General features: G+C 74.6%; 19 protein-coding genes. 5 read left to right on the top strand and 14 right to left on the bottom strand.

What is annotated here, in order from left to right:
• Nucleotides 1-154 precede the first annotated feature (154 nt).
• The gene (locus ACN27C_RS27425) at nucleotides 155-1663 is read left to right on the top strand and encodes a PLP-dependent aminotransferase family protein (protein WP_120570375.1); all 1509 of its coding nucleotides are present in this window, start codon (nucleotides 155-157) and stop codon (nucleotides 1661-1663) included.
• On the opposite strand, the gene ACN27C_RS27420 is transcribed toward ACN27C_RS27425, so the two are convergent.
• The 14 genes from ACN27C_RS27420 to ACN27C_RS27355 form a co-directional block, all read right to left on the bottom strand.
• Nucleotides 1608-3071, bottom strand: coding sequence for a UbiD family decarboxylase (locus ACN27C_RS27420; protein ID WP_047894680.1), 1464 nt, complete (start codon nucleotides 3069-3071; stop codon nucleotides 1608-1610). The genes ACN27C_RS27425 and ACN27C_RS27420 overlap by 56 nt on opposite strands.
• Complete coding sequence (locus tag ACN27C_RS27415) at nucleotides 3068-3424, bottom strand: chorismate mutase (RefSeq protein WP_422749075.1); 357 nt, start codon at nucleotides 3422-3424, stop codon at nucleotides 3068-3070. The genes ACN27C_RS27420 and ACN27C_RS27415 overlap by 4 nt, the downstream gene beginning before the upstream one ends.
• Nucleotides 3421-3768, bottom strand: coding sequence for a cupin domain-containing protein (locus ACN27C_RS27410; RefSeq protein ID WP_013477221.1), 348 nt, complete (start codon nucleotides 3766-3768; stop codon nucleotides 3421-3423). Before ACN27C_RS27410 ends, ACN27C_RS27415 begins: the two co-directional genes overlap by 4 nt.
• Nucleotides 3758-4462 carry a flavodoxin family protein gene (locus tag ACN27C_RS27405; protein ID WP_252448752.1) on the bottom strand — a complete coding sequence of 235 codons (705 nt, stop codon included), beginning with the start codon at nucleotides 4460-4462 and terminating at the stop codon, nucleotides 3758-3760. The genes ACN27C_RS27410 and ACN27C_RS27405 overlap by 11 nt, the downstream gene beginning before the upstream one ends.
• A gap of 57 nt (nucleotides 4463-4519) precedes the next feature.
• The gene (locus ACN27C_RS27400; protein WP_422749072.1) at nucleotides 4520-5824 is read right to left on the bottom strand and encodes a TrpB-like pyridoxal phosphate-dependent enzyme; all 1305 of its coding nucleotides are present in this window, start codon (nucleotides 5822-5824) and stop codon (nucleotides 4520-4522) included.
• Nucleotides 5825-5852: 28 nt separating this feature from the next.
• On the bottom strand, nucleotides 5853-7076 hold the full coding sequence (locus tag ACN27C_RS27395) for an MFS transporter (protein ID WP_422749070.1): 1224 nt from the start codon (nucleotides 7074-7076) through the stop codon (nucleotides 5853-5855).
• Entirely contained in the window at nucleotides 7067-8302 is a 1236-nt protein-coding gene (locus ACN27C_RS27390) for an ATP-grasp domain-containing protein (RefSeq protein WP_357896046.1), read from the bottom strand. Before ACN27C_RS27390 ends, ACN27C_RS27395 begins: the two co-directional genes overlap by 10 nt.
• Nucleotides 8299-9084, bottom strand: coding sequence for a B3/4 domain-containing protein (locus tag ACN27C_RS27385; protein ID WP_421500518.1), 786 nt, complete (start codon nucleotides 9082-9084; stop codon nucleotides 8299-8301). The genes ACN27C_RS27390 and ACN27C_RS27385 overlap by 4 nt, the downstream gene beginning before the upstream one ends.
• A gap of 133 nt (nucleotides 9085-9217) precedes the next feature.
• Complete coding sequence (locus tag ACN27C_RS27380; RefSeq protein ID WP_422749067.1) at nucleotides 9218-10516, bottom strand: amidohydrolase family protein; 1299 nt, start codon at nucleotides 10514-10516, stop codon at nucleotides 9218-9220.
• Nucleotides 10513-11205, bottom strand: a complete 693-nt coding sequence (locus tag ACN27C_RS27375) for a prephenate dehydratase (RefSeq protein WP_422749065.1) — start codon at nucleotides 11203-11205, stop codon at nucleotides 10513-10515. The genes ACN27C_RS27380 and ACN27C_RS27375 overlap by 4 nt, the downstream gene beginning before the upstream one ends.
• Entirely contained in the window at nucleotides 11189-12610 is a 1422-nt protein-coding gene (locus ACN27C_RS27370; protein ID WP_422749063.1) for a phenylacetate--CoA ligase family protein, read from the bottom strand. The genes ACN27C_RS27375 and ACN27C_RS27370 overlap by 17 nt, the downstream gene beginning before the upstream one ends.
• Nucleotides 12611-12634: 24 nt before the next feature.
• On the bottom strand, nucleotides 12635-13345 hold the full coding sequence (locus tag ACN27C_RS27365) for an SDR family NAD(P)-dependent oxidoreductase (RefSeq protein WP_422749061.1): 711 nt from the start codon (nucleotides 13343-13345) through the stop codon (nucleotides 12635-12637).
• 16 nt (nucleotides 13346-13361) lie between these two features.
• A complete protein-coding gene (locus tag ACN27C_RS27360) occupies nucleotides 13362-13952 on the bottom strand; it encodes an anthranilate synthase component II (protein ID WP_121684130.1) in 591 nt (196 codons plus the stop codon).
• A complete protein-coding gene (locus ACN27C_RS27355; protein ID WP_422749059.1) occupies nucleotides 13949-15358 on the bottom strand; it encodes an anthranilate synthase component I family protein in 1410 nt (469 codons plus the stop codon). Before ACN27C_RS27355 ends, ACN27C_RS27360 begins: the two co-directional genes overlap by 4 nt.
• 398 nt (nucleotides 15359-15756) lie before the next feature.
• On the opposite strand from ACN27C_RS27355, the gene ACN27C_RS27350 reads away from it, so the two are divergent.
• From ACN27C_RS27350 to ACN27C_RS27335, 4 genes are read left to right on the top strand one after another with little or no spacing between them, the layout of a single operon-like run.
• Nucleotides 15757-17166, top strand: a complete 1410-nt coding sequence (locus ACN27C_RS27350) for a PLP-dependent aminotransferase family protein (RefSeq protein ID WP_422749057.1) — start codon at nucleotides 15757-15759, stop codon at nucleotides 17164-17166.
• 41 nt (nucleotides 17167-17207) lie between these two features.
• A complete protein-coding gene (locus ACN27C_RS27345; RefSeq protein ID WP_422751680.1) occupies nucleotides 17208-18017 on the top strand; it encodes an ABC transporter ATP-binding protein in 810 nt (269 codons plus the stop codon).
• A 28-nt stretch (nucleotides 18018-18045) separates the two neighbouring features.
• Entirely contained in the window at nucleotides 18046-19035 is a 990-nt protein-coding gene (locus tag ACN27C_RS27340) for an iron-siderophore ABC transporter substrate-binding protein (RefSeq protein ID WP_047891049.1), read from the top strand.
• A gap of 5 nt (nucleotides 19036-19040) precedes the next feature.
• The gene (locus ACN27C_RS27335; RefSeq protein ID WP_047891050.1) at nucleotides 19041-21143 is read left to right on the top strand and encodes an iron ABC transporter permease; all 2103 of its coding nucleotides are present in this window, start codon (nucleotides 19041-19043) and stop codon (nucleotides 21141-21143) included.
• The last annotated feature ends 37 nt before the right edge of the window (nucleotides 21144-21180 follow it).

Raw genomic sequence — 21180 nt, 5'->3', positions numbered from 1 at the left:
CCACCCCCTAACCCCCCGCCCTCACCCGGTCGATCATGAAGTTGGCGGCCGAATCGGAGATCGACATCGCCGTCAACTTCATGATCGACGGGGTGTGAGGGTGGGGTGGGACTAGGATCGCGGGCAGGGGCGGCTAGGTGGGGGAGCGTCGCGGGTGGGGTCGTCGCAGCTGCTCGTGGTGCTCGACCGGGACAGCCCGGTGCCGTTGCAGCAGCAGCTCTGCGACCAGATAAGCGGCTCCGTCCGCGCCGGCCGGCTGCGCCCCGGCGACCCGGTGCCGCCCAGCCGGGAACTGGCCCACCAGCTCGGCGTCTCCCGCACCGTGGTCACCCGCGCGTACGAGCTGCTGCGCGCCAACGGCGTCCTCACCTCCCGGCGCGGCTCCGGCACCCGGGTCAGCGACGCCCTGCCCGACCTGCCGCACCGCGACCCGCCGGCCCGCACCCCGCTGCGCCCGGAACCGCCGCTGCCGACCGACGCCGGCAGCCCGCTGTGGCGGCCGTGGGAACCGGCGCCCATGCACCGGCCGGACGGGGCGTACGACTTCCGGCACGGCACCCCGGCGCTGGCGAGTTTCCCGGTGGCGCGCTGGCGGCAGTCGCTCGCCACGGCGGTGAGCCGCGCCGACGCGGTGGCGCTGGGCTACGGACCGGCCGAGGGCTCCCCGGCGCTGCGCGCCCAGATCGCCGCGCTGCTGCGGCGCAGCCGGGCGCTCGACGTCGCACGCGAGCACACCATCGTCACCAGCGGCGCCACCCAGGCCATGGACATCCTGGTCCGGCTGCTCGTCGGCCCGGACGACGTGGTGGTGATCGAGGACCCCAGCCACACCGTGCTGCGGCAGATCTTCGGCTACTCCCGGGCCGCCGTGGTGCCGGTACCGGTCGACGAGGAAGGGCTGCGGGTCGGCGAGATCGAGGACCGGGTACGCGGCCACGGCCTGGACCCGGCCCGGGTCCGGCTGGTGTACGTCACGCCGTCGCACCAGTTCCCGACCGGGTTCGTCATGTCCGAGCGGCGGCGGCGGGCGCTGCTGCGCTGGGCGCGCGAGCACGCCGTCACGGTGCTGGAGGACGACTACCACAACGAGTTCACCTTCGCCGCCGAGCGGCTGCCGTCGCTGGCGGCCGACCCGCAGGGCGCGGACGTGGCGTACGTGGGCAGCTTCAGCAAGACGCTGTTCCCGTCGCTGCGCATCGGCTACGCGGTGCTGCCCCCGCACCTGGTCCGGCCGTTCCTCGGCATCAAGTGGATCACCGACCGGCTGACCCCGACGCTGACCCAGGAGGCGCTCGCCGAGTTCATCGACTCCGGCGCGTACGCCCGGCACATCGGCCGGATGGACCGCCTCTACCGGCAGCGGCGGGCCCGGCTGCTGGAGGCGCTCTACGAGCACTTCGGCGCCGGGGTACGCGTGTCCGGCGCCGCCGCCGGGCTGCACGTGCTGGTCACGCTCGGCGGCGCGCCCGGCGCCGGCGAGGCGGCGATCGTGCGCGCCGCCGCCGCGCGCGGCGTCCGGGTCTATCCCGCCTCCGGCTACTACGTCACCCACCCGCCGCCGGAGCCGACGTTCCTGATCGGGTACGCGGCGCTGCCCACCGCCCGGATCAGCGAGGGAGTGGCGCTGCTGGCCGGCGCGGCACGGGAAGCGACGGCTCGGTGAACCGGGGCCGGCGGAACCGGTCCCGCTGGGCGTACGGCACCGTGCAGTCGAACACCGCCTTCGCGGTGCGCCCGTCGGCGGACAGCGACCGGGAGTAGCCGGTGTGCTGGCTCGGGTCCAGCGGGAAGCCCTCCCGGTCGGCCAGGACCCGCAGATCCTGGTCCGCCTGGAACCGGGTCACCATGGCCCACCACAGGTCCTGGTCGGACTCCGCGTCGACGTCCTCGTCCACGCAGAGCACCAGCTTGGCCATCCGGAAGCCGTCCAGCACCGCCTCCGCCGCGTCCCGTACCGCGTCGTCGTCGGCCGGGCCGCGCTTGGCCGGCCACTGGAGCACCACCATGAGCTGGCCGCCGCCGGCGGTGTGGCAGTGCACGGCCAGCGCCGGCGTGCCCCGGCGGCGCAGCAGGTCCAGCACCGCGGCCTCCATCCCGAAGCCGAGCAGCACCGACTGCTCGTGCCCGGGGCCGGAGACGGCCTGGAGGATCGGGCTCTCCCGCGCGGTGATCGCGGTGACCCGGATCAGCGGCAGCGACGGGTGCGCGCGGCCCTGGTAGCCGAGGAACTCCGGGGTGGCGACCGCGCCGTGCCGGCTCTCCGGCGCGTGCTCGGCCAGCAGTTCGCCCTCGATGACGTACTCGGCGTGCGCGACGAACTCGGCGTCCACAGTGGCGCAGGGCAGCAGCTCGACCGGCCGGCCGGCGAGCGCCCCGGCCACCGCCAGCTCGTCGACGTCCGGCGGCACCAGCGAGGTGGGGCAGCAGGAGGACAACAGCACCGCCGGGCCGAGCCCGAGGTGGATCGCCACCGGCAGCGCCGCGCCCCGGCGCAACGCGGCCTGGTGGGCCAGTTCCAGGTCGCGGCCCGGCACCATCCAGATGGTCAGCGTGTCCGGGCCCTGGACGCACATCCGGTGCACGGACAGGTTGCGTACCCCGGTGTCCGGGTCGGTGGCGAGCACCGCCCCGAGCGTCAGGTAGGGGCCGGCGTCCTCGTCGGTGAGCACCGGCACCGGCAGCGCGGTGAGGTCCAGCGGCAGCCGGTGCCGGGGCCAGCGCGCCGGGGCGGCCGCGGGCACCGGCGGCCGGGGCGCGGCCACCGCGTCGAGCAGCCGGTGCGGCAGCTCGGCCGGGGTGACTCCGAGCAGTCCGGCGGCGCGGCGCCGGGTGCCGTAGAGGCCCATCAGCACGGCCCGGGTGGGGCCGTGCGCGGGGCGTACCCGGTCGAACAGCACCGCCGGGCCGGGGCCGGTGGGCGGCGCGGCGGGCGCGCCGGCCCAGCGGGCGTAGTGCGCCGAGACGCCGTAGCGGGCGGGCAGCTCCTCGGCGACGCGGACCAGTTCGCCGGGCAGCGGGTCGAGTGTGGCGAGCGCGTGCCGCAGGTCGACCGGCGCCCGGCCGCCGGTCATCGCCGCTCCGGCGCCGCCGGGGCGGCCGGCGCCGCCCCGGCGGCACGGCGGTCCGCCAGCATGTCCATCTGCATCCGGGTCAGCTCCTCGATCAGCGTGCGGTACGTGGCCACCGCGACCTCCGGCGGCATGCCGTGCCGGCCGGCCAGCTCGGCGACCCGGTCGAGCACCTGCCGGACCCGGCCCGGCGACCGCACGGCCGCCTCGTCGGACTTGTGCGCGGTCAGTTCCCGGACCACCCGGGTACGGACCGCCAGCAACTCGACGATGCGCTGGTCGAGCCGGTCCACGGCGGCCCGCAGCTCGGTGATGCGGGCCGCGCCGTCGGTCCCGGCGCCGGGCGCGTCGCTCACGGCTGGTCGACCCGGTCGACCACGAACACGACGGTGGGCTCGTCCGCGCTGCCCTGCGAGCGGTGCTCCTCGTCGTCCGGGATGACGAAGCCCATGCCCGGGCGGCAGGGCACCGAGCGGTCCCGGAAGTGGATGGTGAACTCGCCCCGCAGCACGTAGCCGGTGTGCCCGCGCAGGCACCAGTGGTGCTCGTCGAACCCGGCGGGCAGCTCCAGCAGGCGCAGCCGCTGCCCCCCGACGTACGCGATCTTGACCCGGCCCTCGGCGCCGGGCTTGTCCCACTTCTCCCACTCGGTGGCGGGGAAGTCGATGCCGACCGGGACGGTCGCCTGCTCAGTGGACATTCTCGGTGTCTCCTCTGGTCGGAAGGGATTCGGCGCGGCGGGGCCGCGGCACGCGTTCGTTGCGGTCCCGGGAAGGCAGCACCGGGCCGCCGGTGACCCGCTGGTGGCGCTTGAGCAGCTGCACCATGTCGACCATCCGGTGCACCATGCGCTCCAGCGCGTCGACGCCCTCGGGGTCGGTCAGGCCGGGCGTGCCGGTGGTGTTGCGCAGCAGGACCGGGAAGCCGCTGCCCACCAGGATCATGCGGTTGAGCAGCAGGTTGTTGACGATCTGGTTGTGCACCGACGAGTCGCTGTAGCGGCGGCCGGTGACGATGATGCCGCCCACCTTGTCGGCCAGCGGGCGGGTGAAGCGCAGATAGCCGACCCCGGCCCGCTCGATGAAGATCTGCATCAGGTGGGCCAGGCCGAACCCGTGCACCGGCGCGGCGTAGATCAGCCCGTCGGCGCTGACCATCTGCTCCACCAGGGCGGGGACGTCGTCGTCCACTGTGCACGGCAGCGTACGGCTGTTGCAGTCGCCGCACGGGCTGCACGGCGAGATCCGGTGCTCGCGCAGCCGGATGGTGCGCAGGACGGCCCCGCGCTCGGCGATCAGGCGTCCGGCGTGCGCGACCGCGAGGTCGGTGTTGCCGCCCGCCCGTTCGGAACCGTTGATGGCCAGGATGGTGGCTGCTTCGCTGGGCAATCGCACCCCCGAGAGCTCGTCGGCCGGGACGCGGCGCCGCACCGCGCCGCGTCCCGCCCGGTGTCAGTCCGTCAGCTTTCCGGCGAAGTAGTCGATGTACGCCTGCATGTCGAAGTGGCCGTGCCCGGACAGGGAGAACAGGATCGCCTTCTCCTCGCCGGTCTCCCGGCAGCGCAGCGCCTCGTCCACGGCGACCCGCACCGCGTGGCTGGACTCCGGCGCCGGCACGATCCCCTCGCTGCGGGCGAACCGTACGCCCGCCTCGAAGCAGGCGGTCTGCGGCACGGCCCGCGCCTCGATCAGGTCCACCTCGCGCAGCGCGCTCACGATCGGCGCCATGCCGTGGTAGCGCAGCCCACCGGCGTGGATCGCGGGCGGCCGGAAGTCGTGGCCGAGCGTGTGCATCTTGGCCAGCGGGGTGAGCCCGGCGGTGTCGCCGAAGTCGTAGTCGTAGCTGCCCCGGGTCAGCGACGGGCAGGACGCCGGCTCGGCGGCCAGGAACCGCGCGGTGGGACCGCCGTCGAGCTGGCGGCGCAGGAACGGCAGGGCCAGACCGGCGAAGTTCGAGCCACCGCCGGCCGCGCCGACCACCACGTCCGGGTAGTCGCCGGCCAGCCCCATCTGCGCCAGCGCCTCCTGCCCGATGATCGTCTGGTGCATCAGCACCAGGTTCAGCACCGAGCCGAGCGCGTACCGGGCGGCGCCGCCGCTGTGCAGCGCGGCCTCCACCGCCTCGGAGATGGCCAGGCCGAGGCTGCCGGTGGAGTCCGGGTCGGTGGCGAGCACCGCGCGGCCGGCCTCGGTACGGTCGCTGGGACTGGCGGTGACCGAGGCGCCGAACGTCTCCATCAGGCCGCGCCGGTACGGCTTCTGGTCGTAGCTGACCCGCACCATGAAGACCTCGCACTCGAGGTCGAAGTAGGCGCACGCCATCGACAGCGAGCTGCCCCACTGGCCGGCGCCGGTCTCGGTGGTCAGCCGCCGTACGCCGTCGAGCTTGCTGTAGTACGCCTGCGGGACGGCGGTGTTCGGCTTGTGGCTGCCGGCCGGGCTGACCCCCTCGTACTTGAAGTAGATCCGCGCCGGGGTGTCCAGGTCGCGTTCCAGCCGCCGGGCCCGGACCAGCGGGCTGGGCCGCCACTGCCGGTAGATGTCGAGCACCGGGCCGGGGATGTCCACGTCCCGTTCGGTGGAGAACTCCTGCGCGATCAGCTCGGACGCGAACAGCGGCGCCAGGTCGGCCGGTGTGATCGGTTCCCGGGTGCCGGGGTGCAGCATCGGCGGCAGCCCCTTGGGCAGGTCGGGAACCACGTTGTACCAGGTCGTCGGGATGTCACTCTCGGGCAGGACGAACTTCGTGGCGGTCATGGGCCTCTTCCGGTGAGGGGTCGGGCGGTCAGGGACGGGCGGGGGCCGGCGCGGCGGGCTCCGGCACCGGCCGGGCCTCGGGCCGGATCCGCAGCGCGGCGAACGCGAGGACGCCGGCCAGCGGGGTCAGCAGCAGCAGGAGCAGCACGGGCCGGTGGCCGTGCGCCTGCCAGACGAAGCCCAGCCCCATCGGCACCACCAGCCGGGCGGAGCTGAGCACGAAACCGTTGAGCGCCATGAAGGCGCTGACCCGGCGTGGTTCGACGTGGTCGGCGATGTAGGTGGGCACCACCACCGAGGCGATGATCTCGCCGAGCGTCCAGACGACTGTGGACAGCAGCACGGCGGGCAGCGAGAACGCGAACACCAGCACCGCCATCCCGGCCGACCAGAGCAGGCCGGCGACGACGAGCAGCGTGCGCGTCGGGTACGCCTTGATCCGCTTCTCGATCAGCATGCCGGCGCCCACCACGACGATGCTGTTGATCGTGTAGACCGCGCCGACCACCGCCATCGACGAGTTCAGCACCCCGGTGACCGCCAGCGGCAGCGTGTACTCCAGCCCGATCAGCGGCGCCACGTAGCAGAACGAGAGCACCACCAGCACCGCGACGTCCAGGTCGCGCCGCAGCGCCGCCCGGCGCAGCCCGGCCTTCGCCGGTGTCCCGGCCGCGTCGCGGCGGGTGTCGGCGGGCACGCTGAGCCGGATGGTGAGCGCCGCGAGCAGCCCGAGCAGGATGTTCCCGGCGAACATCAGCCCGTACGAGTACGCGGCGGCCAGGCCGCCCAGCAGCGGCCCGACGCCCATGCCGAGGTTGTTGGCGATGTAGCTGACCGTGTACGCGAACGGCCGCTGCTCGGGTTCGGCGAGGTCGGCGATCAGCGTGTTGGCCGCGGGCGCGAACATGCCCATGCCGACGAGCGCGACGAACAGCAGCGCCGCGTACGTCCACGGCGGGCCGTCCAGCACCGCCAGCCCCAGGTAGCCGGCCGCGTTGAGCAGCAGGCTGGACACCAGCGCGGCCCGCCGGCCGGCGCGGGCGCAGACCGGGCCGCTGAGCAGGCTCCCGGCGAGCAGGCCGGTGCTGCCGACCGAGATCAGCACGCCCGCCTCGCCGGTGCTCAACCCCCGGCTGCGCACCAGGTAGACAGCGAGCAGCGGGAAGACGAACATGCCCGCGCGGTTGATGAACGAGGCGAGCACCAGCATCCGCAGCGGGCGGGGCAGCGCCCGGAACCGGCTCAGCCACATGACGCCTCCCCGGCCGGTTCGGTACGCACCTGGAAGGCGTCCCGGATGGTCTTGAACCGGGCCCGTACGTCGTCGAAGTCCCGGCCCTCGCAGACGTACCAGCCGAGCACGTCGTTGGAGGCGGTCGGCGGGGCGAGCACGTCGCCGACGCCCTTCCACACGTCGGCGTCGAGGACCGAGTCCAGCGCCCGCAGCTCGTCGGCGGTGGTGATCGCGGTGATCCGGCCGTACCGGTCGGAGCAGAGGTATTCGGTGCCGGTCTCCGCGCCCAGCGCGGCGGCGGGCCGGTGCCCGGGGTCCAGTTCCAGCCGGCACCACTCGCCGGCCAGGTTGATGCCGCGCCCGGCCTCGATGGCCGGGACGATCGACCCGCCGCCGGCCCGGGCCGCCGCCTCGCCGAAGACCACCTCGCCGTCGTCGCGGAGGAAGAACTCCACGTGCGCGACGCCGGTACGCATGCCGAAGCCGCGCAGGAGCCCCGCGTTGGCGGACAGGATGCGCTGCTCCGCGGGGGTCAGGTCGTGCTTGCGGGAGATCGTGCCGCCGGGCTCGTCGCGGAACTCCAGCACCGAGTACGTGTAGCGGGAGAGCTGCTCGAAGACCACCTCGCCGTCGCGCAGCAGCGAGTCGACGTGGTACTCCGCGCCGCGGACGTACTCCTCGACCCGGTAGTCGTGGCGCGCGTCGGCCACCAGCGGCCACACCCGGGCCAGGTCGTCGGCCGAGTCCACCCGGTGGGTGTCGCCGCACGCCCAGCCGGCGTACGGCTTGACCACGACCGGCCAGCCCACCTCGGCGGCGAACTCGGCAACCGCGCCGACGGTGTCCGGGCGGCAGGAGCGGGCCACCGGCACGCCCAGCTCCACGGCGCGGCGGTGCATCACGTTCTTGTCCCGGAAGGCGAGCGCCTGCTCCGGGTCCAGGCCGGGGATGCCGTGGTCGCGCCGGCACCGCGCCGCGGTCAGCACGTCGCCCTCGAACAGCGGGAAGATCCGCTCGACCGGGCGGTCGGCGACGATCGCCGCGACCGCCGCCCGGACCGCGTCCGGGTCGTCCAGGTCGGCCCGGTGGCAGGACAGGCCGGTGGTCTCCGGCGCCGGCTGGCCGGTGGGCAGCAGCACCAGGCTGTCCACGCCGAGGTCGGTGGCGGCGGCGACCACGCTGCGGAACTGGGCGGCGTAGCGGCCGGCCGCGGGCCGGTAGACGATCAGGATCGCGCGGTTCACGAGCGGCCTCCCGGGGTGCCGGCGGGGCTGAGCGGGGCCTCGACGGCGAACACGGCGTCGCGGGTGTCCCGGTCCAGCACCGCCCGGTGCCGGGGCGCGGCGGTCAGCTCGCCGAGCACGGCGTCGAGCCGGTCCAGCGCCGCCTCCACCTGCGCCCGGCCGCCCGGGTGGGCCGCCTCGACGGTGAGCAGCAGCCGCCGCCGGCCCAGGTCGGTGCGGACCAGGTGGCCCTGGCGCCAGTTCCAGCGCCGGGAGTGGGCCCGCCCGTGGTCGTCGGCGTAGACGATCTCGCCCGGTTCGGGCCGCTCCGGCGCGTCGGGCGCGCCCAGCGGCAGGTACGTCTCGGTGCCGTCGGCCGGCCGGACGGCGACCGCCGCGATGTCGTCCACCGCGCACGAGGCCACCGGCAGCGCCGAGTCCAGCGAGACGGCGTTGCAGAGGTCCACGAGCGCGTTGATCCGGGGCAGCCGGTCGCCCCGGGCCACCCGCCGGGCGATCGACTCGGCGGCGCACGGGAACCGGTTCGGGTTCACCGCCACCGCCCGGTACGCCGCGCGCCACCCGGCGATGCCCGGCAGCTCGGACACCCTGGCCTTGTCCAGGCCGGCCCGGTGCAGCGCGTCCTCGGCGGCGGTCAGCCGCCGCGCCACGGCCGGGTGGGCCGGCCCGACCTCGATCGCCGGCACGGCGAGCAGGCCGAGGACGTAGTCCGGCACGCTCGCCGTCACCCGGTCGTCGATCCGGACGGACAGCCGGTCGGCGCCGTCGCTGAGCTGGGTCATCGTCATCCCCGTCGGTTCGGTTCACACGGTCGCCCCGACCGTACGAAGCGGCGCCGCCACCGGTTGTGGCCAATCCCCGCCGATCCGGTGAGGCCAATCCGGGACTGTGGGCCGCTTTGCCGTGCCGGCCGCATCAGGCCACCCCGGCCGGCCGGCGGTCCCGGTAGGCGGCGGCGTCCCCGGCGACCACCCGCCCGCCCAGCAGGACCATCTCGATCGCCTCCGGCCGCCCCAGCACTGTGATGTCCCGCGCCGGGTCGCCGTCGGTGACCACCAGGTCGGCCAGCCGGCCCGGCTGCACCGTCCCGGCCTCGTCGCCGCGCCCGGCCAGCCGCGCGCCGTTGGCGGTGGCCCAGGTCAGCACCGTCGGCGCGGGGATGCCGGCCATGCTCACGTACGTCTCCAGCTCCTCGGCGTACCGGCCGTGCGGGGTCCAGGCGAAGCCGAAGTCGTCACCGGCCACGATCGGGATGCCCATCTCCACCATCAGCGGCAGGATCCGCAGTGTGTTCTCCACCTCGGCCCGGAACTCCAGCGTCTCCAGGTATTCCGGGGTCTTGCCGTGCGCGGTGCCGGTGGTGAGCAGCCGGTGCGGCTGGTGCAGGCTCGGCACCACGAAGATGCCGCGCTCGGCGATCGCCTCCAGCGCCGCGTCGTCGGCGTACGTGGCGTGGTCGATCACGTCCACCCCGGCGGCGATCGCGTTGCGGATGCCGCCCAGCCCGCGCGAGTGCGCCCGGATCCGTACCCCCCGCTCGTGTGCGGCGCGGGCCGCCACCACCAGTTCCTCGGCGGTGAACAGCAGCTCGTGCGAGCGGCCGTTGGGGAACGTGTCGTCGCCGGTGGAGAACACCTTGATGATCTCGGCGCCCTGGGCGACCTCGGTGTCGACGTACTCGACCAGCTCCTCCGGGGTGTCGGCCAGCCGCATCAGGTCGGTGGGGATGCGCTGCTTGACCGCCGGATTACGCCGCTGAGGCGGCCCGGAGACCATCAGGTCCCGGCTGCACGGCGTGATCCGCGGTCCGGGCAGCCGCCCGGCGTCGATCGCCCGGCGCAGCGCCATGTCGATGCCGGCCACCGAGCCGGCGCCGACGAACGCGGTGTAGCCCAGCCGGAGCATCTCCGCCGCGTTCGCCGCCGCGCCCAGCGTCACCTCCGGGATCGAGTGCTTGAACAGCGTCTCCCGGCCGTCGAGCACGTTCAGGTAGGCGATGTGGGTGTGGCCGAGCGTCATGCCCGGCATCACGGTCCGCCCGTCCAGGTCCAGCACGTCGACGTCCGGGTCGTGCAGCGGCGCCTGCGCCTCGGGCAGCACCGCGACGATCCGCTCCCCGTCGAGCAGCACGCTGTGGTGCTGCCGGGACGCCACCCCCAGCCCTTCCTGGACGGTGGCGCGGTGCAGCAACGTTCGTCGGGACACGACTGTCACTCCGGTTCTCCTCGAAGGTGCGGGCGGCGGTGGCCGAAGAGCAGCCAGACGATCTCCGCGCCGGGGCGGCGGACCACCCAGCGCAGCGCGTGCCGGCGTACTCCCGGAGCGTTCGTCACCGCGAGGTCGGCCGCCCCGGCGGCGAGCAGCTCGGCGGCGTGCTGGGTGGACTCGGCGTCGAGCCACCGCATCGGACGGTCGCGCAGCGCGGGCGGGGCGAGGTCGGCGAAGATCCGCCGGACCTCCCACAGCGCGGCGACGGTGACCTCCCCGTCGCCGGGCGGCGCGTCCCGCTTCCGCGCCGCGATGCCGTACTCCGGGGTGGCCTGCGCGAAGTAGGCGTCCAGACGCAGGTCGCGGTGCCAGTGGAAGCGGGTGGCGCCCTGGTACGCGCTCGGCACCAGCGCCTGGTCCACGCGGCGTTCCACGAGCGCGCCGAGCACCTCGTCGAACGTGTCGCACAGCTCGATGCGCAGGCCGTGCCGCTCGGCCAGGAACGCGGCGGTCAGGTGGCTGGACGTGCCGGCCGGGCCGAGCGTCGCCACCGCCGTGCCGGGGTGGCCCGCCCACCGGTCCACCACCGTCCGCCACCGTCGCCCGTACGCCCCGGCGAGCGGCCCGGGCAGCGCGGGCACCGGCTCGGCGGCTCTGGTGTCGGGTGTCGCCGTGGTGTCAGGTGTCGTAGCCACGCCTGCCCGCCATCCGCCGGGCCACCCGGGTCTCGTGGTCGTCGGCGACCCGCCGGTCCACGATCCGTGCGGCCTTCCAGCTCACGAACGCCCCGGTGCTGACGATCGGGTCCAGCCCGTCGCTCAGCTCGACCTCCACCGGCACGCCGAGCGCGGCGGCGGCCCGCCGGCGCACCCCGTCGGCCACCGCGGCCGGGTCGTCCACCAGGTCCTTGAGCAGCTCCAGCCGGACGGTGAGCCGGTCGCCGCCGGCCGGGTCGTTGTCGATCACCACCTGGTAGCCGGCCGAGCCGGTGACGCCGGTGAGCACCGCGCTCTCGATCTGCCCGGCGGTACGCCGCTGCCCGCCCAGGTCGATGCGGTCGAGCGTCCGCCCGACGATCTGCACCAGGTCGCCGGGCATCTCGCAGTCGCAGTCCGACGCGCCGACCACCACCGCGTCGCCGGTGCGGTAGCGGATCAGCGGCTTCACGCCGTCGACCAGCATGGTCACGGTCAGCTCGCCGGTGCCGCGCGGGCCGTGCGACGCGCCGGTCTCCGGGTCGACCACCTCGATCAGGTAGTTGGTCTGGGACAGGTGCATCCGCTTGTTGCGGCAGGCGGTGGCGATCACGAACGCCTCCTGCGAGCCGTACAGGATGTTGTAGACGTCGGCGCCCCAGACCGACTCCAGGTTGTGCGCGAGCGCGGGCGTGCACATCTCGCCGGTGACGAACAGCAGCTTGACCGCGAAGTCCTCGCGCAGCCGGTAGCCGTGGTGCTCGGCGGCCTTGGCCAGCATCAGCGCCACGCCCGGCGTGCAGCAGATCACCTCCAGTTCCAGGTCCCGCATGAGCTGGAGGGCCTTGGCGAACCCGATCACCGGCGAGTACGGCCAGATCTTGGCGTTCATCGCGCCGGTGTTGCGGGCCACGTCGCCGAGCGTGTCGCCGAACGAGTGCACCTCCGTCGGGCCCATCAGCCCGACCCGGGGCGCCTGTTCGCCGAAGTGGTGGCGGAAGATCGACGCCCAGGACTCGGTGACGTGGGCGTTGCTGGCCACCACCTCGCGGCCGTCGCGGGGGCACGGCGTGGCGGGCCCGGTCGTGCCGGTGGTCTCGTAGAAGAAGACGGCCTCGGCCAGCGGGCGGCTGAGCACGTCGAGCATCTCCTCGCGCAGGTGCGCCTTCGTGGTGAAGGGCAGCCGGTCGAGCGTGGCCGGGGTGATCGTGGTCAGGTCGATCCCGGCGAGGTGCCGGGCGTAGAACGGCGAGCCGGTGCCGACCTGGTCGAGCACCCGGCGCAGTTGCCGGTCCCGCCAGTCACCGAGCTGCGCGTCGGTGAGCGTGCGGTCGTAGAACGCGCGGTGCAGGCGCAGGTAGTCGGCGGCGAAGCCGGCCGCCGGGCCGGTGGTGGGAAGCCACATGGATCGGGGTCCTCTCGGTGTGCGTCAGTGCAGGCCGCCGTCGACGTCCAGCACGGAGGCGGTGACGTAGCTGCTGTCCGGGCCGGCCAGCCAGGCGACGGCGGCGGCGATCTCGTCCGGGGCGCCGAAGCGGCCGGCCGGGATGCGGGCCCGGTAGTCGTCCCGGCGGGCCGCCGGGATCCGGGCGGCCATCGGCGTCTCGACCAGCCCGGGGGCCACCGCGTTGACCCGGATGCGGTGCGCGGCCAGCGCCCGGCCGAGGCTGCGGGTGAGCGCGACGACAGCGCCCTTCGAGGCGCCGTACGCGGCGTCCGGGCTGCCGATCCGGCCGCTGATCGAGGCGATGTTGACCACGGTGCCCGGACGTCCGGCGGCCACCAGCGCCCGGGCGTACGCGAGCGTGCCGAAGAACGTCGCGCCGAGGTTGGTGTCCAGCACCTCGGCGTACGTGCGCGGGTCGTAGTCGAGGAAGTCCCGGGCCGGGTAGACGCCGGCGTTGTTGACCAGCACGGCGGGCAGGCCGTGCCGCTCGTGCACGTCGTCCAGCAGCCGCTGCGCCTGCTCCGGCACGGCCAGGTCGGCGACGAGCGCCGCGTACGCCGACGGGTCGGCGGCCGGCTCGCGGTCGACGCTGAGCACCCGGTGCCCGGCCCGGGTCAGGGCGGCGGTGACGGCCCGGCCGATGCCGCCCGCGCCGCCGGTGACCACGGCGAGCGGGGGAGGGGAGTCGGACATGATCGGTCTCCGCCGCTCAGCCGGCGACCGGCAGCGCCGCCGGTACGCCGCGCAGGAAGTTGTCGAACAACCGCAGCCCGTCCTGGGTGGTCACGCTCTCCGGATGGAACTGCACCCCCTCGACGGCGAGCGTGCGGTGGCGCAAGCCCATCACGTAGCCGTCGTCGCCGGAGCGGGCGGCCACCTCCAGCGAGGGCGGCACCGGGTCGTCGACGATCAGCGAGTGGTACCGGGTGACGGTCAGCGGCGCCGCCGCCCCGGCGTAGACGCCCCGGCCGTCGTGCGTGACCTCGCTGGTCTTGCCGTGCATCAGGTGCCGCGCCACCGCGATCGTGCCGCCGTACGCCAGGCCGATCGCCTGGTGGCCGAGGCAGACGCCGAGCAGCGGCACCCGGCCGGCGAAGGCGTGGACCAGCTCGACGTGGCCGGAGTCGCCGGGGTGGCCGGGCCCGGGTCCGAGCACCACCGCGTCCGGGCGCAGCGCGGCGAGCTGCCGGGGGCTGCGCACGCGCGACCGGACCACGACCGTCCGGGCGCCGAGCGTGCGCAGGTACTGGTCGATGATGTGGGTGAAGCTGTCGTACGCGTCGACGAGCAGGACCTTCACGGCAGCAGCTCCTCGCCGGTCAGGGCCCAGTAGGCGGCGCTCATCTTGGCCAGCGTCTCCCGCCACTCGGCGGCCGGTGTGGAGTCGGCGACCACGCCGGCGGACGCCTGGGTGTGGTAGCGGTGGCCGTCGTGCACGACGGTGCGGATGCAGAGCGCGAGCACCGCGAACCCGCGGACGTCGACCAGGCCGATCGCGCCCGCGTAGATGCCCCGGGGTGCCGCCTCCAGCCCGTCGATGATCTCCATCGACCGCAGCTTCGGCGCGCCGGTCATGGTGCCGGCCGGGAACGCGGCGCGGACCGCCGCCCACACGTCGGCGCCGTCGTCGAGGCGGCCGGAGACGGTGGAGACCAGATGGTGCACGTACGCGAACGGCTCGACGTCGAGCATCGCGTCCACCGACAGCGTGCCCGGCTCGCAGACCCGGCCGATGTCGTTGCGGCACAGGTCGACGAGCATGACGTGCTCGGCGCGCTCCTTGTCGCTGGCCCGCAGTTCGGCCACCCGGCGGCGGTCGGTCAGCGGGTCGGCCGAGCGGGCGGCGGTGCCGGCGATCGGGCGCATCGACAGCCGGTCGCCGCTCAGGCGCAGGAACAGCTCCGGGCTGGCGCCGATCACGGTGCGCCCGGCCCAGGGCGCCAGGTACATGTACGGCGACGGGCTGCGGTGCCGCAGGCGCCGGTAGACGTCCAGCGGGGTGAGGGCGGTCTCCACCTCGATGCGGTGGCCGATCTGCACCTGGTAGCTGTCGCCGACCCGGATGTGCCGCAGGCAGCGCCGCACGCGTTCGGCGAACGTCTCCTCGTCGACGGTGTCGCGTACCCGGGCCGGCGTGGGCGCGGGTGGCGGCGGCTGGTCGCCGGGCACGCCGGTGAGCAGCCGCGTCACCGGCGGCGCCGGCTGCGGCGGGAGGTGCGGGCCGGTGGCGTGCAACTGGTGCGCGGTGCCGGCCCGCAGGTCCCACCAGACGGTGTGCCGGAACAGCGTCAGCGCGAACCGGGGGAGGTCGTCGTCGGCCCGGCCGAGGGTCAGCTCGTCCATGTCGCGGGCGGCCTCGTAGGCCAGGGTGGTGAGGAAGCCGAAGGCGAACCGGTCGGCCGGCACGGGCGTCTCGACGGTGAAGGCGCGCTGCACGGCGCGGACCACCGACCAGAGCTGCGCCGGGCCGGGCACGTGCCAGGCGGACGTGGTGCCCTGCCGCCGGGCCGGTGCGCCGAGGACGCCGGTGACCACCGCGCCCAGCGCGTCGCCCAGCGGCCCGGCGGCGGCCAGCTCGCACCCGTCGGCCAGGAACCGCAGCTCGGCGAGACGGCCCCAGCCCACCGCCGCGGCCTGCCGGTCGGCGGCCGGTCCGTCCAGGCTTTCGAAGAGGTACGCGTCGTGTGCGGCATGGCTTTGTGTCAATGCGGTGTACAACGTGAGTGGATCGATCGACGGCAGTGTGATTGAGGTCACGGAAATCGGAATTCGGCCGGTCGGCGTCGTGCGTCCCGGCGTCTCCGAACGGTGGTCTGCGGTTTCCGCGCCCACCGTGGTCGGCAATGAGGACACTGTGGAACCCCCCTTTGAGCAGCCCGGATGTCCCGCCGCGGACCGGCTGGACCGCGTTCGGTGACAGATCGGACTTCCCCCGTTGAAAAGGACGCGCGGCACCCCCCGGTTGCGGCCGGGAATCGGTTGCGGTCCCGGGAAACACTTTCACCAAGTGCGGTTCCCGCTGTCCATACCACTTCGGAGACCGGGGAGAGGACCAATCGGTGTGGCATCTGAATCTGTCAATTGACGGCGATGCGCGTGAAACGTTGTCGGCGCAGCTCCGCAACGCTCTGCGCGGGCGGATCACCGACGGCACGCTGCGCCCCGGGACGCGCGTGCCGTCGACCCGTCAGCTCGCGACGGACCTCGGCGTGTCCCGCACCGTGGTCGTCGAGGCGTACGAGCAGCTCTGCGCCGAGGGCTACCTCACCTCGCAGCGCGGCTCCGGCACCTCGGTGGCGGACTCCGCGCACGCCGGCGTCGCCTCCGCGCTCACCGCCGACGAGGCACCCGCGCCCGAGGTGTGGGACCTGCGCGCCGGCGGCACCGACGTGTCCACGTTCCCGCGCCAGGACTGGATCCGCTGCGTCAGCTCGGTGCTCCGCTCGGCCGGGCCGCAGGAACTGGGCTACGCCCCGCCGTCCGGCCTGCCGGCGGTCCGCCGCACGCTCGCCGGCTACCTGGGCCGGGTCCGGGGCGTCCGCGCCCGCCCCGAGCACCTGATGATCACCTCCGGCTTCGCCCAGGGGCTGGCGCTGCTCTGCCGGGTGCTGCGCGACCAGGGACACGAGGCGATCGGCGTGGAGGATCCCGGGCACCCGGGGGAGTGGGCGTTCATCGCCGACGCCGGGCTGCGGCCGGTCGGTGTGCCGGTGGACCGGGAGGGCATCCGCGTCGGCGAGCTGGCCGCGACCGGCGTACGGGCCGTGCTCACCACCCCGGCCAGCCAGTTCCCCACCGGTGCGCCGCTGAGCCGGCGGCGCCGGGAGCAGCTCGTCGACTGGGCGCGTGCGGTGGACGGGTACGTCGTCGAGGACGACTTCGACGCCGCGTTCGTGGCGCCGGCGCAGCGGATGCCCGCGTTGCAGAGCGTCGCGCCGGACCGGGTGGTGTACGCCGGCAGCGCCAGCAAGGTCCTCGCCCCGGCGCTGCGGCTCGGCTGGCTGGCCGCGCCGACCGGGCTGGCCGCCTCGATCGAGCGGGTCCGGGCCGGCTGGGACATCGGCTGTTCCGGGCTGGACCAGCTCGCCTTCGCCCGGCTCGTGGACACCGGCGCGTTCGACCGGCACCTGCGCCGGCTGCGGGCCGAGTTCCAGCGCCGCGGCCAGGCGGTACGCCAGCACATCGCACGCCATCTGCCCGGCGTGGCGCCGCTCGACGCCAGTGGTGGCCTCCAGACGTACCTGGTGCTGCCCCGCTGGTGCGCCGAGGAGTCCATGGTGGCGGCCGCGCGGCGCCGGTCCGTGCTGGTGCGCGGCGGCCGGTTCTACGCCCTGCGCGCCGACGACCGGCCCCCGGCGCTGGTCATCGGGTACGCCGGGGTGCGCGGCGCCGAGCTGGGGCGGGGACTGGCCGGGGTCGCCGCGGCCTACCGCGACGTGACCGCGCGCCACGCGCCGGGTGTCAATGTGCGGCGGGCCGCGGAATCCGACCGAAGGACCGGCTTGACAGCGTGATCAGCGCTTAGGTTAGCCTAACCTCCGTGACGAGCAGAACGGTGCGAGCCGACGGCTTGAGCGGCAGCGACCTGCGGCTGGGCTACCACGGCACGACGGTGGTGCACGACGCCGCCATCACGCTTCAGCCCGCGGCGGTGACCGCGTTGGTCGGCCCGAACGGCAGCGGCAAGTCGACGCTGCTGCGCGGGCTGGCCCGCCTGCACCCGCTGGAGCACGGCGAGATCGTGCTGGCCGACGGCACGCCGGCCCGGGCGCTGTCCGCCCGGGACTTCGCCCGCCGGGTCACGCTGCTCGCGCAGAGCCGCCCCACCCCCAGCGGGGTGACGGTGCGCGACGTGGTCGGGTACGGCCGGCACCCGTACCGCCAGCGGTGGCGCGCGAACGACCTCGACGGACCGGCCGCGATCGACCGGGCCATGCGGGTGACGGGCGTCGACGCCATGGCCGCCCGGCCGGTCGACGAGCTGTCCGGCGGCGAGCTGCAACGGGTCTGGCTGGCCACCTGCCTGGCCCAGGACACCGCGATCCTGCTGCTGGACGAGCCGACCACGTTCCTGGACCTGCGCTACCAGGTGGAGATCCTCGACCTGATGCGCGAACTCGCCGACACCGCCGGCGTCGCCGTCGGTGTGGTGCTGCACGACCTGAACCAGGCCGCGGCCGTCGCCGACCAGGTCGTGCTCCTGCACGAAGGCCGGGTCCGCGGCGCCGGCACGCCGCACGAGGTGTTCACCGAGGCGGCGCTCACCGAGGCGTACGGCATTCGCGTCGAGGTGACTGTCGACCCGGTCACCAACCTGCTCTCCACTCGTCCCGTCGGCCGGCACACGACCCGCGTCTCCGCCTGACCGACTCCTGCCCACAGAAGAGAAACCGATGTTGCGTACCCGCCTGACCCTGCTCGCCGCCGCCGCGGCCAGCGCGCTGCTGATCGCCGGCTGCGGCACCACCGAGGAGCCCGCCGCCGCACCGTCCCCCTCCGACGCCGCGTCCACCGGCCCGGTCACCGTCACCGACAGCCGGGGCAAGACCATCACCCTCAAGAGCCCCGCCACCAAGGTCGTCGGCCTGGAGTGGGGCGAGGTCGAGATGCTCGTCGGCCTCGGCGTGATGCCGGTCGGCGTGGCCGACCCGAAGGGGTACGCCACCTGGGTGACCGCCGCCCCGCTCGACGCGGGCGTCAAGGACGTCGGCACCCGGGGTGAGCCGAGCGTCGACTCCATCGTCGCGCTCCAGCCGGACCTCGTGGTGATGGAGGCCGAGCGCGGCTCCGCCGTCGTCACCCAGCTGGAGAAGTACGTCCCGGTGCTGGTCACCAAGGGCAGCGACGCGTCCGACAACATCGGCCGGATGCGCGCGGACCTGAAGATGATCGCCACCGCGACCGGCCGGACCGCCCAGGCGGACAAGCTGCTCGCCGACTTCGACGCCGCGCTCGCCGACGGCAAGAAGAAGATCGCCGACGCCGGGGCGGCCGGCAAGCAGTTCGCCATCGCCGACGGCTGGAAGGAGGGCAGCACCGTCTCGATCCGGATGTTCGGCCAGGGCGCGTTCGTCTCCCAGCTCGGCATCCAGCTCGGCCTCAAGAACGCCTGGACCGGCAAGACCGACGAGATGTGGGGCCTGGGCCAGACCGACGTCGAGGGCATGAACGTCCTCAAGAGCCAGGACCTGCACTTCTTCTACAACGCCTCGGACGGCAACGACGTGTTCGCCGACGGCCTCGCCGGCAACGCGATCTGGCGCTCCCTGCCGTTCGTCCAGCAGAACAAGCTGCACAAGATGCCCAACGGCATCTGGACGTTCGGCGGCACGCTGTCCGCCAAGCAGTACATCGACGAGCTGGTGAAGGTCTACACGGCTTGAGCGCGATGACCGCCCCCGCCCCGCCGGGGCCGGCCACCCGGCCGGCCCCGGTCGGGCCGCCGCCCGTCCGGCGCAGCCGGGTCGCCGGCGCGTTCACCCTCGCCGCCGTGGTGCTCGTCGCGATCACCGCGGTGCACCTCACCCAGGGCACGTCGTCGGTGGGGGCGCTGGACCTGCTCCGGCTGCTGACCGGCGGCGACGACGAGGCCGCCCGGATCCTCGTCGCCTCCCGCCTGCCCCGGCTGCTCACCGGCCTGGCCGTCGGCGTCGCGCTCGGTTTCGCCGGCGCGGCGTTGCAGTCGACCACCCGCAATCCGCTCGCCTCGCCGGACACGCTCGCCGTCAACGCCGGCGCGCACCTGGCGATCGTCGCCACCGCCGCGTTCGGGATCGCGCTGCCGGCGCTGCCCTCGGGCGGCCTGGCGTTCTGCGGCGGCCTCGCCGCCGCCTCCCTGGTCATGCTGCTCTCGGCCGGCGGGCAGGCCGCCACCACCCGGCTCATCCTCGCCGGCTCGGCCACCGCGATGGCGCTCGCCTCGCTGACCATGCTGCTCCTGCTGCTGTTCGAGCAGTCCACCATCGGCCTGTTCGCCTGGGGCAACGGCTCGCTCGTGCAGGGCGACCTCGCCGCGTTCACCCAGCTCGCCCCCGTGATCGGGGTCGCCGCGCTGCTGCTCGTGACGCTCGGGCACCGGCTGGACCTGCTCGCCCTCGGCGACGACACCGCCACCGTGCTCGGGCTCAACGTGCGCCGGACCCGGCTCATCGTGGTGCTGCTCGCAGTGCTGCTCTCCGCCGCCGCGGTCACCCTGGCCGGGCCGATCGGCTTCGTCGGCCTCGGCGCGCCGGTGATCGTCCGGCTGCTCGGCCGGTGGGTGCCCGAGGTGCACCGGCACCGCATCCTGATGCCGCTGGCCGGCATCGTCGGCGTCGTCATCGTGCTCGGCTCCGACGTGCTGCTACGCGCCGTGCTCGGCGGGCAGGCCGGTGTCGACGTGCCCACCGGCGTGGTGACCACGCTCTTCGGCGCGGTGCTGCTGATCTGGCTGGCCCGCCGCCACCGCGACGCCGGGCCGACCCGGCAGGCGCCCGGCGGCCACGCCGCCGTCCGCTCCCGCGGCTTCGTCGCCGCCGTCGTCGCGGCCTGCGCGGTCGTCGTCACCGCCGCGCTGGTGCTCGGCATGCTCGCCGGTGACACGTGGGTGCTGCTCGGCGACATCGTCAACTGGGTGCAGGGCCGCACCGGGCCGGCGTACACCTTCGTGCTGGACGCCCGCTGGCCGCGGGTCACCGCGGCGCTGCTGGCCGGGGCCGCGCTGGCCCTGGCCGGCACCACGGTGCAGGCGGTGTGCCGCAACCCGCTCGCCGAACCGGGCATCCTCGGCATCACCGGCGGCGCCGGCATCGGCGCGGTGTCGCTGCTGACGTTCGCGCCGATGGCCGGCGTGCTCGCCCTGTCCGGCGCCGCCGGTCTGGGCGCGGTCGCCGCGTTCGCGCTGGTCTACGGCCTGGCGCGGCGGCGCGGCCTCAACTCCGACCGGCTGGTGCTGATCGGGTTCGCGGTCTGGCAGGGCGGGACGGCGGTCATCACGTTCATCGTGGTCTCGTCCGACCCGTGGAACACCGGCAAGGCGCTGACCTGGCTGTCCGGCTCCACCTACGGGCGTACCGCCCCGCAGGTGCTGCCGGTGCTGATCGCGTTGCTGATCGCGCTGCCGGTGGTGGCCGCCGTACGCCGCGAGCTGGACCTGCTCGCGCTCGACGACGACACGCCCCGGGTGCTCGGCGTCCGGCTGGAACGCGCCCGGCTGATCGCGCTCGGCCTGGCGGCGCTGCTCACCGCCACCGCCGTGTCGGCAGTCGGTGTGATCGGCTTCGTCGGCCTGGTCGCGCCGCACGCGGCCCGCGCCCTCGTGGGCGGGCGGCACACCCGCGTCCTGCCGGTCGCGGTGCTGCTCGGCGCCACCCTGGTCAGCCTCGCCGACACGCTCGGCCGCAGCGTGATCGCCCCCGCCCAGGTCCCCGCCGGTCTGGTCACCGCCCTGATCGGCACCCCGTACTTCGTCTGGCTGCTGTGGCGTTCCCGCGCCGCGGCGGCCGCCCGTTAGCCCGTTCACCGACGTACCGCCCACCGGCCGTGAGAGG

Origin of the sequence: Micromonospora sp. WMMD1219 (genome assembly GCF_049315215.1) — a bacterium.
Classification (GTDB): Bacteria; Actinomycetota; Actinomycetes; order Mycobacteriales; family Micromonosporaceae; genus Micromonospora; species Micromonospora tulbaghiae.
This window is presented reverse-complemented; position numbering and strand designations above follow the sequence as displayed.